The sequence below is a fragment of the Mesorhizobium sp. M0761 genome (assembly GCF_040320205.1).
Taxonomy (GTDB): domain Bacteria; phylum Pseudomonadota; class Alphaproteobacteria; order Rhizobiales; family Rhizobiaceae; genus Mesorhizobium.
Genome location: NZ_JAMYPF010000009.1, coordinates 214,584 through 229,082, shown reverse-complemented (window position 1 = coordinate 229,082; position 14,499 = coordinate 214,584). Strand labels below are relative to the sequence as shown.

The window sequence follows — 14,499 nt, the reverse complement described above, 5'->3', positions numbered from 1 at the left end:
TACCCCAGCGCAGTGAAAAGGGAGAGGACGCGATGACTGACCGCCGCACAGTGTTAATGGCCGCCGGAGTTGCGGCAGTCGCCGCGGCCACCGGGGCAGCGGCAGCGCAATCGCCAGATATTCGCGCGCCAGATATTCGCGCAACAGATATTCGCGGCGCCGTCACCTTTGTGGGCGGCAAGGCTATCCCGGAAGGTCATCTCGAGATCTATCTTGAGGATCCCGCCATTCAGGACAGTGGGCGACGCCGCGCCGCCAAAACCAGCCTCAAGAGCGAGGGCGGCTCAAAGACGATAGAATTTTCCTTGCCCCTGCCCGCAAGCTCGACCGCTTCACCAACGCTGCAGGTCGTTGCGCGCCTGGAGCGTGCGGACGGCTGGCTGGTGGCGCGGGGCAGCGCGCAGTTCCAGGCCGGCTTGCCCGTCCATGTCACACTCAAGGCAGTTATCTATTGAAGGACGAGATGCCATATCCTGATTGCGAGCCTGCATGCAGCTGACGCCATCGACGCCGCTTACGCTGGTCGGAATCCTGGCGTCGTTTCGACGTGCGTTTTCGGGCATCGTCCTGATGAGCGGGGTCGTCAACGTGCTGACCCTGACCGGCTCGTTCTTCATGTTGCAAGTCTATGACCGCGTCGTTCCGGGTCGCAGCGTGCCGACGCTGGTCGGCCTGGCGGTGCTTGCGGGAACATTGTTCGTGTTTCAGGGAGTGCTGGAGCTGATCCGCTCCCGCCTCATGGTGCGGCTGGGACAGGAGCTGGACGCAAAGCTGAGCCCGTCGGTCTATTCGGCGCTGATGCGCCTGCCGCTGCGCGCCAAGCCTTCCGGCGACGGGCTGCAACCCCTACGGGATCTCGATCAGGTCCGATCCTTTATCGGCAGTGCCGGACCGACCGCTTTGTTCGACCTGCCATGGATGCCGCTCTATATCGGCATCTGTTTCATTTTTCATTTCTGGATCGGCGTTACCGCGCTTGCCGGCGCCGTTGTCCTGTTTGCACTGACGCTTCTGGCCGAATTCCGGACCCGCGGCCCGACAAGGATCGCCGGACAGCACGCAGCCGTCCGCAGCACGTTGGCCGAGGCGACAAGGCGCAATGCCGAAGCCATGCAGGCCATGGGTTTTGGCGGGCGTATCGCCGAGCGGTGGTCTGCCGTCAATGCCGAGTACCTGAACGCCCATGCGGCGGCCAGCGATGTCGCGGGAACGCTTGGCACGATTTCCAAGATCCTGCGATTGATGCTGCAATCGGCAATGCTGGCGATCGGCGCTTATCTGGTCATCAAGCAAGAGGCGACCGGCGGCATCATGATCGCAAGCTCGATCATGATGGGCAGGGCGCTGGCTCCGATCGAACTGGCGATAGCGCATTGGAAGGGTTTCATTTCGGCGCGGCAAAGCTGGGCACGCCTGAAGCAGCTTCTGTCCGCGCTGCCGGAAGGCGCAACCGGCGTGACCCTGCCCGCGCCTGTCAGCGCGCTGGCGGTCGAGAATGTCAGTGTCGCGCCGCCGGGCGAACGCACGCCGGTGGTGTGGGATGCAAGTTTTTCACTGGCCAGGGGAGCAGGCCTGGGGGTCATCGGCCCGAGTGCTTCCGGCAAATCATCGCTGGTGCGTACGCTTGCAGGTGTCTGGCTTCCGGCGCGCGGCGCCGTGCGGCTGGACGGCGCGACGCTTGACCAGTGGCCGGCCGACGAGCTGGGTAAACATATCGGCTATCTGCCGCAGGATGTGCAGTTGTTCGACGGCACGATTGCGCAGAACATCGCCCGCTTCGACCCGGATGCGTCATCCGACATGGTGCTTGCGGCAGCCAAGGCCGCCGGCGTGCATGATCTCGTCGTGCATCTGGCCGACGGTTACGACACGAAGGTTGGCGAAGCCGGCGCCTCGCTGTCGGCGGGGCAACGCCAGCGTGTCGCGCTGGCGCGCTCTCTTTATGGCGATCCGTTCATGGTCATCCTGGACGAGCCGAATTCCAATCTCGACTCGGAGGGTGAAGTGGCCTTGTCCGCAGCGATCCAGGGCATCAGGGACCGCGGCGGCATCGTTATCGTCGTCGCGCACCGGTCCAGTGTGCTGGCCAATGTCGATACGGTGCTGGTGATGGCCAATGGCCATGTGCAGGCCTTCGGTCCGAAGGACGAGGTGCTGAACAAGGTCTTCCGATCGGCAGCGCCGCTCAAGGTCGTTGCCGCCACGGAGCGAGGCGTTCCGGCATGAGCGAGGACAGAAGCGCTTTGCATCACCGGCAGGTCCGCCGCTATCTCGTGGCTGGCGTTGCTACCTGTCTGCTGCTTGTCGGAGGTGTTGGCGGCCTGGCGGCGGTGACCAAGATGTCGGGTGCGGTGATCGCAGCTGGCCGGCTGGTGGTCGATTCCAATGTAAAGAAGGTTCAGCATCCGACGGGCGGCGTGGTCGGCGAGATCAGGGTGCGTGAAGGCGACCGGGTCAAGGCGGGCGATATTCTGGTGCGGCTGGACGAGACGACAACGCGCGCCAATCTGGCGATCGTCTCAAAAGGTCTGGATGAGTTTTATGCACGGTTGGCGCGCCTGGAGGCGGAGCGTGACGGCAAGGACACGATCAGCTTTCCGGACGTTTTGACATCGCGGCGCGACGAAGCCGGTGTCGCCGCATCGATGGCCGGAGAACAATCGCTGTTCGATTTCCGGCACCAGGCGCGGTCTGGCCAGCGATCGCAATTGCGCGAACGGATCGCGCAGTTGAAGCAGGAGAGTGCCGGCCTGACCGAGCAGCTGCAGGCGAAACGCCGCGAGATCGAGCTGATAGGGATCGAGCTGGAAGGTGTGCGGTCGCTCTGGCATCGCAAGCTGATAGGAATCGACCGCATGACGTCGCTGGAACGGGACGCGGTGCGGCTCGAAGGCGAGCATGGCCAGTTGACCGCGGGAATTGCCCAGGTGAAAGGCAAGGCGTCCGAGATCGAACTGCAGATCATCCAGATCGACCAGGATCTTCGCAGCGAGGTCGCGACCGATTTACGCGATACCCAGGGAAAGATCTCCGAGTTCGTCGAACGCAAGGTAGCGGCCGAGGACCAGTTGAAGCGCATCGATCTGCGCAGCCCGCAGGATGGCGTGGTGCTGCAGTTGGCGGTGCATACGATCGGCGGGGTCATCACCCCCGGCGAACAGGTGATGCAGATCGTACCGGTGACGGACGACCTGACCGTTGAAGCGCATATCGCACCGCAGGATATCGACCAGGTGACGATGGGCCAGAATGCGATTTTGCGCCTGTCGGCGTTCAATCGGCAAACCACGCCGGAGCTGACCGGGACGCTGTCGCGGATCTCGGCGGATCTCACCATCGAAGAGCGTACCGGAGCAGCCTTCTATGTGGCGCGGGTGGCGCTTCCGAAAACCGAGGTCGCCAAGCTGCGGGGGCTGGCGCTGGCGCCGGGCATGCCGGCCGAGGTGTTCTTCCCGACGGGCGACCGGACGATGCTTTCCTATCTGGTGAAGCCGCTGTCGGATCAGATCCAGAAAGCCTTCCGCGAAGAATGAAGCCGCACCTTTAAGAGCTGAAGCCTCGAGACCGGCTGGTTGCCGGTCCCCAAGGGTTAGGCCTACTCCGCCGCCTCATAGCCGGCGATGCCCTTGATCTCGAGGAAATCCTCCAGCCCGTATTCGGCGTATTCGCGGCCGTTGCCGGATTGCTTGTAGCCGCCGAATGGCAGGCCGGCGTCCCATTGCGGATAGTTGATGTAGACATTGCCGGTGCGCATGCGGGCGGCGACTTCGCGGGCCTTCTCGATATCCTTGGCCTGGATGTAGGACGCCAGCCCATAGACAGTGTCGTTGGCGGTGCCGATCGCCTCTTCCACGGTGTCGTAAGGCATGATCGCCAGCACCGGCCCGAAGATTTCCTCGCGCGCGATGCGCATATCTGATGTGACGTCGGCGAACACGGTGGGGCGGACATAGTAGCCGCGGTTGAGCTCGGCCGGACGCCCCGGTCCACCCGCGACCAGCGTGGCGCCTTCATCTATGCCGGCCTGGATCAGGTCCTGGATCTTGTCGAACTGGATCTGGCTGACCACCGGGCCGAGCTTGGTGCCGGCCGCATCGGCCGGGCCGACGGTCAATTTTTCGGCCGCCGTCTTGGCGTAGCCGGTCGCTTCGTCATGGCGGTCGCGCGGCACGAACATGCGGGTCGGCGCATTGCAGGACTGGCCCGAGTTGCTGAAGCAGCCGGCGACGCCCTTGCTGACGGCCTTTTCAAGATCGACATCGGGAAATAGAATGTTGGCCGACTTGCCGCCAAGCTCCTGATGCACGCGCTTGACCGTGTCGGCGGCCGCCTTGGCGACCAGGATGCCGGCGCGGGTCGAACCGGTGAACGACATCATGTCGACATCGGGATGGCTGGACAGCGCCTGGCCGACGCCCGGGCCGTCGCCGTTGACGAGGTTGAAGACGCCCTTGGGAACGCCGGCCTCGTCGATGATTTCGGCAAAGATGATGGCGTCGAGCGGTGCGATTTCCGAGGGCTTCAGCACCATGGTGCAGCCGGCGGCGAGCGCAGGACCGACCTTGCAGGTGATCTGGTTCAGCGGCCAGTTCCACGGCGTGATCAGGCCGACGACCCCGATCGGCTCCTTGACGATCAGCGACGAGCCCTTGACGTGGCGGAATTCGAACGACTTCAGCACCTCGGCCATCTTCCGCAGATGTGCCAGGCCAATGCCGACCTGGCTGTCGAGTGCCATCTGGCGCGGCGCGCCCATCTCGCGCGATACGGCCAGCGCCAGATCGGCGCTGCGCTTCTTGTAGACCTCGATTATGCGGTTGAGGATATCGAGGCGCTCCTCGACCGAAGTGAACCCGAATGTCTCGAAGGCGCGCTTGGCGGCCGCAACCGCCTTGTCGACATCGGCCTTTGAGCCGAGCGAAATCTGAGCGAAAGCATCTTCGTTTGACGGGTCGATGACGTCGAGTGTGCTGGGCACGACAGGATCGACCCACACGCCGTCGATATAGAACTGCAGATTGTGTGACATGGGCTTCTCCTCGGGGGATTTCTGAATTGATGGGAGGCGATCGCCAGATCGTCGTATCGGTTCAGGGATAACGATGGGGCAAGAGCGATGTCAAACGCAAGGGCGGGCGATTGAGCCGACGGCTACAGAAGCGTGTGCCCCGCCGCGACCAGAAGCCCCCTTGCCGCGGCTTCATCCTTGGCTTTGACGAGCAGATGGTCACCATCGAAGGTGGATACCAGAAAAATGCCGAGTTCGTTTTCCGACAATGGCTTTATCACCGACAGGACGATGCCGGTTTCGTCGAAGGCAAAGGGACCTTGGAGTTTCAGGGCGACCCAGTCCCTGTCATGCTTCACCCCGTCCGGCACCCGATCCTGCAGGCAGACAACCGAAAGCTCGTCGTCGGTCCTGGTAATGCTGACGAAGCCCGGCCCGTCCGCCCAGCCGGGAATGCTGTCTTTTGCTTCGAGGCGCGAAACCGCATACCGCCCCGAGAGCGGCTTCAACCGGACCCTGACTGCCATCCGATCCTCCCTGTTATCGGCCGTCACCCAGTTTCTTGCTCATATAGACCGTCATGCCGCCCATGAACGGCTCCTCCCGGTCGATCGTATAGTGAGCCCGTCCGCCCAGCCGGGAATGCTGTCTTTTGCTTCGAGGCGCGAAACCGCGTACCTCCCCGAGAGCGGCTTCAACCGGACCCTGACTGCCATCCGATCCTCCCTGTTATCGGCCATCACCCCAGTTTCTTGCTCATATAGACCGTGATGCCGTTCATGAACGGCTCCTCCCGGTCGATCGTATAGCCATGCCGTTTGTACAACAACACATTAGCCATGAAGGCGCCATTGGTCAGCAGGCGCAGTTCGAAGCAGCCGGCCTCCAGCGCCTTCTGCTCCGCCCGTTCCAGCAACAGCCGGCCGATTCCCCTGCCCTGCGCCTGTGGCGCGACGCAGACATTCTCGATCCAGAGATGATCGTCGGCCGGCATGGTCTCGATCATGCCGACGATGCGGCCATTTTCGATGGCGAGATCGAACGGATGTTCGGCGACCGCCTTGTCATAGTCGGCGCGCATCGGCAGCGGCTCGCGGCCGATCAGAGGCACCCATTTGGCATAGGCGGCACGCACAATGTCCTTGATGGCGGCAGCGTCCGCTGATTGGGCCGGTCGAAACAGGATGGAAGAATTGGACATGGCAAAGGCTCCAGACATGAAAACCCCGCCGGCAAACGTCGCGGGCGGGGCTGGAACGAACGAACCGGAATTTTATTGGGCCGGTCCTTTTCGTCGCGCAAACAGCTTGCCACACTGCGTGGTGCAGGAACGGCGTCGCTTGGCGATGGCGAACGAGAAAACGAACATGACGCCACGCTGGAGCAGGAAGCGCGGCGCTGTCAAGATTTTGGCGTTGGCCCAGCCTCCGAGTTGAGCCGCGCGGCAGAGCGGCCGGCGCCGGCAAGGCCATAAGTGTACTGCCAGGCAACGCCAGTCGTCACCTTGCGCGGTGGTTGCTCGCCCTAAACTGCTGCCGTCGAGTAGGGCTCTCGTACGCGTACAAAAAAACAGCAACAGCTAATATTGTTGGACATTCAACCTACCACTGGTTCAAATTTCTATTTGATCTAGTCTTGGCATCATAATATAAGCGGAGAAGCACTGGACGGGCTGACGGGGGGGGCGCCATGCATCGAGGGCTGGCAAAGCGTACAATCTCACGTTTGTTAGGCGCGATGACGGTCGTCTACGCGCTCGCGGGCACGACGTCAGCGCTCGCGCAGTCTTGTAGTCCCACACAGACAGCTCATGCTTTTAGCTTTACTGGCGGCGACCAGTCCATCTCGGTTCCTGGCAACACCCATTCCGCCACAGTATACCTCAAGGGAGCGCAAGGCGGGGTTGGCAAGAGCGGCGCCGGCACCATCGGGGGGAGCCCATTGAGCCCAGGCGGCGCCGGCGGGCTCGGCGGCCAGGTGAGCGGTTCCTTGACTGTCGCGCCGGGTGACATCCTTTCTGTCGGCGTTGGCGGCCGTGGCTCGCTCGCGGTCAATCCCGGTGGCGCGAGCGGCACTCCCGACGGCGGCGATGGTGGCGGGGCGACCGACCTGCGGCTGGGCGGAACCCGCCTGGCAATTGCTGGCGGCGGTGGCGGCGGTGGCAACGGGGGCTGGCACACTACAAATTCGATAGCTGGTGGCGCCGGTGGCAAGAGCGGGGGATCCGGCTCGGCAGGAACCGATGTTTCGGGCGGCCTTGGCCCCTTTGGCGGTGAAGGTGGCACTGTAGGTGCCGGTGGCGCGATCGGCGCTGGGTGCGATAGTTTTCCTGGCACGGCCGGTCAGACAAATGGCCAAGGCGGAACTGCACGAAATTTCTCAGGCTCTTTCCTGGGCGCCGGATATGCTGGTGGCGGCGGTGGCGGGGCTACTGTCGGCGGCGGTGGTGGCGGCGCAGGCGTCGGCACGACCTCGTGCCAGCAGAACTGGAACGGCGCCGGCGGCGGCGGCGGCGGCGGATCATCGGATGCCGGCTCGCTGCAATCGGCTGCGGTGGCGGAAGGCGTCAATTCAGGCGATGGGTCCGCATTGATCTGTTTTGATGAGCCGCTCTATGTGATCAGCGGCACGGCGAGCGGTCAGACCGGGACGGTGAGTTTGAAATTGACATCAAGCTCGCCGGCAGGGACGCAAACCAGGGACGTGAATGTCGGCGATACTACTTTTGCCTTTGCGGATGGCCTGCTGACCGGCTCCAACTGGAGCGTTGAGGTTACTGCCAAGCCGGCCGACCAGACATGCACGGTGACGACGGCCTCGGGCACGGTGGCGGGAGCCGACGTGACCAATCTTGTCCTGTCCTGCACCACGGTGACGGTGGAGTTTTCGCCGGCAACATTGCCGAATGCACATATTGGCACGCCGTACAGCCAGACCATCACCGCAAGCAGCCCCAATGGCGGCGCCGCACCCTACACCTTCACCGTGGTTTCCGGCTCGGTGCCTCCCGGCCTCGCACTCTCGCCTGGGGGTACACTGGCTGGCACACCCACTGTCGCGGCCAATTACGATTTTACGGTGCGGGCCACGGACAGCAACGGCTTTACTGGCCAACGTGACTACACTGTGGTCGTCGAGATCCACTTGCCGTCGGCACAGGACCACACGCTGGACGTGATGGCCGGAACGACCGGGTCCCTCGACCTGACGCAAGGGGCTACGAATGGGCCGTTTACCAGCGCCACGATTGCCTCGCCGCCGCCGAGCGAAGCGGGCACGGCTTCCATTGTGCCCGATGGCGGCGCTTATATCCTGCAGTTTGCCGCGGCAGCCACCTTTGCCGGCACAACCAGCCTGACCTACACGCTCTCCAATGCCGACGGAACGTCACCTCCGGCAACCGTGACCATCAACGTCACGGCACGGCCCGACCCCTCCCGCGATCCGGAAGTGATCGGCCTGATTCGGGCACAGGTGGAGGCGGCAAAGCACTTCGCCGACATTCAGATCCAGGGATTTGGACAGAGGCTGGAACAGCTCCACAATGAGGGCGACCAGCGCCACAATTCGATAGGCCTCAGCGTTGCCGTCCAGCAATCGTCGGACAATCCCGACGCATACGCTCAGCAGCAGAATGCGGCGAACGATCCGGAGCTCGCCGCAATCGCCACGGCATCGTCGCAGTCCACTTACGGAGCGCCCAATCCGGAGCGCATTCAGCCCAACGCCAACGCAAAGCAGGACAGGACTTCGACCGGCGCGTCGCCGATCAAGACCGGACAGTCTTCAACTGGCACGGACGTGGACACCCAGACGTCGTCACTGCCGGCCGAGAACCCATTTGGCGAACTGGCCTTCTGGAGCGGCGGCTACGTCAATTTCGGCACCGATGACGATGGAGCCATCAAGCTCGACCATACGCTGGTCGGCGTGAGCGTCGGTGCCGACTACCGCTTTTCCCCGGCCTTCACCGCCGGTCTCGGGTTTGGCTATGGCCATGACGTCACCGACGTCGGGAGCAACGGCACCGAAAGCCGCGCCCATGCCATCTCGGTCGCCGCCTATAGCAGCTACCGCCCGGCGCCAGGTTTTTTTGTCGATGGCCTTGCCGGCTATGGCGCCCTCAATTTCGACAGTGAGCGCTATGTGACCGATACCGGCGATTTCGCGTCTGGAACGCGCGACGGAAGCCAGGTCTTCGGGTCGCTGACGGCGGGCTACGAATTTCGCCGGCCGGACTCTCTGATATCACCCTATGGACGTCTGTCGGGGTCCCACTCCACGCTTGACGGCTTCACCGAGACGGGTGGCGACATCTATAATCTGACCTTCGGCAAGCAGACCGTCGACACGCTGTCGGGCACCCTTGGCCTGCGCATCGAGAACAACATTCCTACCAGCTGGGGTCTGCTCACACCGCGCGCGCGCTTTGAGTATACGCACGACTTTGCCGGCTCCAGCCGCGTCAGCCTCGGCTATGCCGATATCGGCACCACGCCCTACGCGCTGGACGCAGATGCCTTTTCCAACGACTATTTGTCAATCGGGCTCGGCGTCGATGCGCAAATCGGCGGTATTGCCTTCGGGCTGAACTACAGCACCGCGGTCGGCAGCAACGGCGACAGCCAGGACCATACGATCGCCGCGCGAATTGGGATGAAATACTAGGGCATGATCCCAAAAAGTGGGGTTAGATCGTGATGGGATTCATCATGATCTAGGGCGGCTCCAGGTTTCGCCCGGCCGCTCTTTCTCATTCTGACCTCGGCCGCCCTAAACGTTCACAAAAATCGATCATTTCAACAAAAACAATTCGTTGGAAAGATCGATTCTGGAATGACATTCTCCTGAGGTACTTGCGTGGAGAATTGCATTGTCTTCCGCCGCCCAGCTAGCGAACGATATTCCGATCAGCATGATTTCCGCCGACCTGGCCGTGGGCCGGAAGCGGCTCGGTTCCGTGTGGAATGGCGTCATCGCCGGGATCGTGCTGGTGGCGATGATTACGGGGGTGGCCTTCTCGGCCCATAATGTCTCCGGCTTCGCGCTGTTCAGCCCGATGATCCTCGCCGTCGTCGCCGGCATGATCTATTCCAACGTGCTCGGCACGCCCGCCCACGCCAAGGCCGGCATTGCCTTCTCGCAGAAGCGCCTGCTGCGCTTTGCCATCGTGCTGCTCGGCTTTCAGCTGACGCTCGGCCAGGTCGTCTCCATCGGCGCCGGCGGCGTCGGCATCGTGGCGCTGACCCTTGGAGCGACCTTCGTCTTCACCATTACGCTTGGCCGGCTGATCGGCGTCGACGCCAAGCTGGCGCAGCTGATTGCCGCCGGCACCTCGATCTGCGGCGCTTCGGCGATCGTTGCCACCAACATCGTCACCGATGCGCGCGACGAGGACGTCACTTATGCCGTCGCCTCGATCACGCTGTTCGGCACCGTCGCCATGCTCGGCTTCCCGCTGCTGGCGCCGGTGCTCGGCCTCGACCAGCACGCATTCGGCCTGTGGGCCGGCGCCTCGATCCACGAGGTGGCACAGGTCATCGGCGCCGGCTTCCAGAACGGCGCCCAGTCCGGCGAGATCGCCACCGTCGCCAAGCTGACCCGCGTCGCCCTGCTGGCGCCGATGGTCATCGCGCTCGGCCTGATGGCGCGCCGCAAGAGCAATGGCGATCGCCCAAGCGACCAATCCGGTGCGCGGCCGCCGATGCCGTGGTTCGTCGCCGCTTTCATCGCCGTCGTGGCGCTGAACAGCCTGGTTGCCGTGCCGGCCGAAGTGAAGTCGGCCATGGCGTTCGCCACCACCATCATGCTGACCATGGGGCTCGCCGCCATGGGTCTGCAGGCCAACATTTCGCAGCTGCGCTCGCGCGGCCTTCGCCCGCTGGCGCTCGCCTCCTGCGCCTTCCTGTTCATCGGCTGCTTCAGCCTGATGCTGGTGAAGTTCGCTTAATCCTCGAACGAACTCGCCGCGACATAGATCGCGGCAAGCGCCTCGATGCCGGCCTGGTCGTCCTTGTCGAAGCGGCCGGGCGTCGGGCTGTCGAGGTCGATCAGGCCGAAGACGCCGTCATTGTCCCTCAGCAGCACGACGAATTCCGAGCGCGAGTCGGCGTCGCAAGCGATGTGGCCGGCAAATTCATGCACATCCTTGACCAGCATCGACATTTCGAGATCGATGGCGGTGCCGCACACGCCCTTGCCGACGGCGATGCGCACGCAGGCCGGCTTGCCCTGGAACGGTCCAAGCACCAGCTCCTCGTCCGACGCCAGGAAATAGAAGCCGGCCCAGTTAAGATCGGGCACCATCTGGAAGATCAGCGCCGATGTGTTGGCGGCGTTAGCGACGGAGTCGCTCTCGCCTTCCAGCAGCGCCTTCAACTGGGTGGCCAGTTCGCGGTAGAAGGCTGGCTTGTCGGTGCTGTCGATGGTCTGGGCCGCAAACATGGCGTCGTCTCCATTGCCGGCGGGGCAAAAAGCCCCTTACATTTCCTGTCTGCCACCAATGACGCTCCCAGGAAATACACAATTGTGAATACCGACCGTGCCAGCCAAACACACGACCGGGCGCAACCCGCAGCGAGCGAAGGTCCCCTCACCTTCGCCGTGCTGGTCTTTCCCGGCTTTCCGATGATGGCGTTCAGTTCGGTGATCGAGCCGCTGCGCGCCGCCAATGTGCTGGCCAAACGCGATTGTTACCGCTGGGTGATCGTCGGCGCCGACCAGGGAACGGTCGAGGCGTCCAACGGGGTTGTCATACAACCGGGATTCTCAGCCTCCAGCGCACCGAAGGTCGACCGCATCGTCGTCTGCTCCGGCGGCAATGCGGACTTGCTTGTCGCGGACTATGCGGTTGCCTGGATCCGCAGGAGCCTGCGCGCCGGCGCCCATATCGGCGCGGTGGCCGACGCCGCCTTCTTCCTCGCCAGGGCCGGCCTGCTCGACGGCCATGCCTGCACCTTGCACTGGACCAGCCAGGCGGCCTTCACGGAGGCCTTCCCGGATATCGAGCTTCGGCGCGATCTCTACGTCATCGACCGCAAGCGCTTCACCTCAGCCGGCGGCGTCGGCAGCCTGGACATGATGCTGGAGATCATCACCAACGATTATGGCGGCGAGCTCGCGGCCGGCGTCGCGGAATGGTTTGTGCACAGCCCCTTGCGTTCGAGCGTCGACCGCAAGCTGATGCCGCTCAGGCTGCGCACCGGCGTCCAGAACGAACTGGTGCTGTCGGCCATTGCCATCATGGAGGATGCGGTGGAAGAGCGGCTTGGCATGACGGAACTGGCGGCCCGTCTCGGCGTCTCCTCCGACAAGTTGGAGCGCAATTTCCGCACCGAGCTCAGCATTTCGCCCAATGGATATTACCGGCGCCTCAGGCTACGGCGCGCCGCCGACCTGTTGGCCCATTCGACGCTGATGGTGCGAGACGTGGCGCTGGCCTGCGGCTTCGCGTCCATGTCAAGTTTTGCCCGAGCGTTTCGCGAGGAGCATGGGCACGCGCCGAAGGCGATGCGGCGGCATTAGAGGGCGCTGCGCGCTAACGCGGTGAGATGCTGGCGGGACAGCGCCCCCCTCTGTCCTGCCGGACATCTCCCCCACACGGGGGGAGATCAGATGTCGCGTCGGCTTTCGCCAATCACCAACGTTGCAGGGCGAGCGGGACGCGAAAGCTGCTAATCTCCCTCCTTGTGGGGGAGATGTCCGGCAGGACAGAGGGCGGGCGCGAAGGATCGCAACATTGCCCTTTGTATCCATGCCCTTCTTGCGGCATTTCGCGCGACATCTGCGGATTCTCGCACAGACATTTTTCGGCGCATGGCTATGGTCTAGCCCTTCAGGAGGCGCACCCAATGAGCATCGTCGTTTTCGACCCCGACAGCACCGAGGATGTGGATTTCAAGGACCGCATGCGCCACCCGGTCGCGGCCGACTCCGCCGGCGGCATGTGGCTGTCGGATACCGAGCCGTCCTTCATCGATGCCGACGCCTTGCGCAAAGGGCGGCTGGCGAAACTGCGCGGCTGGATGCGCGAGGCGGGCTATGGCGGCGTCGTTTTGTTCGACCCCTACAACCAGCGCTATGCCACCGGCTCGCGCAACATGTTCGGCTATTTCCTGCGCAACTCGACGCGGTATTTCTTCATCCCGACCGACGGGCCGATCGTGCTGTTCGAATACCCGCAGAGCTACCATGTCTCGATGGTGCTCGACACGATCGACGAGGCGCGCCCGTCCAAGCTGGTATGGTCTTCGGTCTCGGGCCGCGACGACGAAACCGCCGGCCCCTTCGCCGACGAGATCGCCGAGCTTTTGAAGAAACATGGCGGCGGCTCGATGAAGCTCGGGTTGGACCGCTGCAGCCATTTGCAGGCGCTGGCGCTGGAAAAGCGCGGCTGCGAGGTCAAGGATTGCCAGGGCGAGATTTTGGCGGTGCGCGCGGTCAAGACGCCTGAGGAGGTCAAATGCCTGCAGGTGTCGATGGCCGGCGCGGAAGCCGCTGTTTATGCCGTGCGCGAGGCGATAAAACCCGGCGTCTCCGAAAACGAGCTGTTCGCCATCATGTATGGCGAGGTGATCCGCCAGGGCGGCGAGTTCATCGAGACGAGGCTCCTCACCTCGGGCCAGCGCACCAATCCGTGGTTCAACGAGGCCAGCGGCCGCAAGATCCGGCCGGGCGAGCTTCTGGCGCTCGATACCGATACGATCGGCTGCTATGGCTATTATTCCGATTTTTCGCGCACCTTCCGCTGCGGGCCGGGCAAGCCGACCGACTATCAGAAATCGCTTTACCGCATGGCGCACGACCAGGTTCAGCACAACATTTCGATCGTCAGGCCGGGCATGGCGTTTCGCGAAATCGCCGAAAAGGCGTGGAAAATCCCGGACCGTTTCGTCGACCAGCGCTATACCTCGGTGATGCACGGCGTCGGCATGCATGGCGAGACGCCGTTCATTGCGCACGCCATGGACTATGAAACCTATGGCCGCGACGGCATTATCGTGCCCGGCATGGTGGTGAGCGTGGAAAGCTATATCGGCGAGAAAGGCGGCCGCGAGGGCGTCAAGCTGGAGGACGAGATCCTGATCACCGACACCGGCACCGAGCTTCTGTCGCGCTTTCCCTACGAGGATGAGTTTCTGGAGAAGCAGGTTTGATCGCAGCGTCCCTCACTAACGTCAGCGCGGTATCGCAAACCTTCGGAAATAGTCGCGGCAGCTATGCCTTCGTCATCCTAGGGCGAAGCAAGGAGCGCAGCGACGCGGCGCAGACCCTAGGATCCATGCCGGGACTCATCCGCGCCGCAACGGTGCAAGTTCTGCTCCGCCGCACTCTCCGACCAGCGTCACGGCATGGATCCTCGGGTCTCCGCGACGGAGCTTCGCTCCTGCTTCGCCCGTGGATGACGAAGGTGGGGAGGCACCGGCCAATCACCACTGTTGGCGCCACTTCGCTGAACGGAATAGCGTTGGTCGCGAACCAAGGCCTATCCG

Annotated in this window: 11 protein-coding genes; 7 read left to right on the top strand and 4 right to left on the bottom strand. The window is 63.2% G+C overall.

Annotated elements, in window-relative coordinates; all coding sequences use genetic code 11:
- Positions 1-32: 32 nt before the first annotated feature.
- Genes NKI32_RS17515 through NKI32_RS17505 form a run of 3 tightly spaced genes read left to right on the top strand, consistent with a single transcriptional unit; the run spans position 33 to position 3,533 of the window.
- Positions 33-455 carry a hypothetical protein gene (locus tag NKI32_RS17515; protein ID WP_023682883.1) on the top strand — a complete coding sequence of 141 codons (423 nt, stop codon included), beginning with the start codon at positions 33-35 and terminating at the stop codon, positions 453-455.
- Between the two features lie 34 nt (positions 456-489).
- A complete protein-coding gene (locus NKI32_RS17510) occupies positions 490-2,226 on the top strand; it encodes a type I secretion system permease/ATPase (protein WP_023672554.1) in 1,737 nt (578 codons plus the stop codon).
- Positions 2,223-3,533, top strand: a complete 1,311-nt coding sequence (locus NKI32_RS17505) for an HlyD family type I secretion periplasmic adaptor subunit (protein WP_023682885.1) — start codon at positions 2,223-2,225, stop codon at positions 3,531-3,533. The genes NKI32_RS17510 and NKI32_RS17505 overlap by 4 nt, the downstream gene beginning before the upstream one ends.
- A gap of 62 nt (positions 3,534-3,595) precedes the next feature.
- Here NKI32_RS17505 and NKI32_RS17500 read toward each other — a convergent pair whose 3' ends face one another.
- The 3 genes from NKI32_RS17500 to NKI32_RS17490 form a co-directional block, all read right to left on the bottom strand.
- A complete protein-coding gene (locus NKI32_RS17500) occupies positions 3,596-5,029 on the bottom strand; it encodes an aldehyde dehydrogenase family protein (protein ID WP_353003064.1) in 1,434 nt (477 codons plus the stop codon).
- A gap of 122 nt (positions 5,030-5,151) precedes the next feature.
- Positions 5,152-5,535 carry an ACT domain-containing protein gene (locus tag NKI32_RS17495; RefSeq protein WP_023700600.1) on the bottom strand — a complete coding sequence of 128 codons (384 nt, stop codon included), beginning with the start codon at positions 5,533-5,535 and terminating at the stop codon, positions 5,152-5,154.
- A gap of 212 nt (positions 5,536-5,747) precedes the next feature.
- A complete protein-coding gene (locus tag NKI32_RS17490; RefSeq protein WP_353003063.1) occupies positions 5,748-6,209 on the bottom strand; it encodes a GNAT family N-acetyltransferase in 462 nt (153 codons plus the stop codon).
- Between the two features lie 740 nt (positions 6,210-6,949).
- Here NKI32_RS17490 and NKI32_RS17485 point away from each other — a divergent pair.
- Positions 6,950-9,676 (top strand): autotransporter domain-containing protein, encoded by a 2,727-nt coding sequence (locus NKI32_RS17485; RefSeq protein ID WP_353003062.1) that lies wholly within the window; start codon positions 6,950-6,952, stop codon positions 9,674-9,676.
- A gap of 247 nt (positions 9,677-9,923) precedes the next feature.
- A complete protein-coding gene (locus NKI32_RS17480; RefSeq protein WP_502897959.1) occupies positions 9,924-10,958 on the top strand; it encodes a YeiH family protein in 1,035 nt (344 codons plus the stop codon).
- Here the strand turns inward: NKI32_RS17480 and msrC are convergent.
- A complete protein-coding gene (msrC, locus tag NKI32_RS17475) occupies positions 10,955-11,452 on the bottom strand; it encodes a free L-methionine (R)-S-oxide reductase MsrC (protein ID WP_353003060.1) in 498 nt (165 codons plus the stop codon). The two genes, NKI32_RS17480 and msrC, sit on opposite strands and share 4 nt — an antisense overlap.
- A 183-nt stretch (positions 11,453-11,635) precedes the next feature.
- Here msrC and NKI32_RS17470 point away from each other — a divergent pair, with 183 nt between their 5' ends.
- Both NKI32_RS17470 and NKI32_RS17465 read left to right on the top strand, forming a co-directional pair.
- The gene (locus NKI32_RS17470; protein WP_353003071.1) at positions 11,636-12,532 is read left to right on the top strand and encodes a GlxA family transcriptional regulator; all 897 of its coding nucleotides are present in this window, start codon (positions 11,636-11,638) and stop codon (positions 12,530-12,532) included.
- A gap of 326 nt (positions 12,533-12,858) precedes the next feature.
- Positions 12,859-14,163 (top strand): M24 family metallopeptidase, encoded by a 1,305-nt coding sequence (locus NKI32_RS17465; protein WP_352446613.1) that lies wholly within the window; start codon positions 12,859-12,861, stop codon positions 14,161-14,163.
- Positions 14,164-14,499 lie beyond the last annotated feature (336 nt).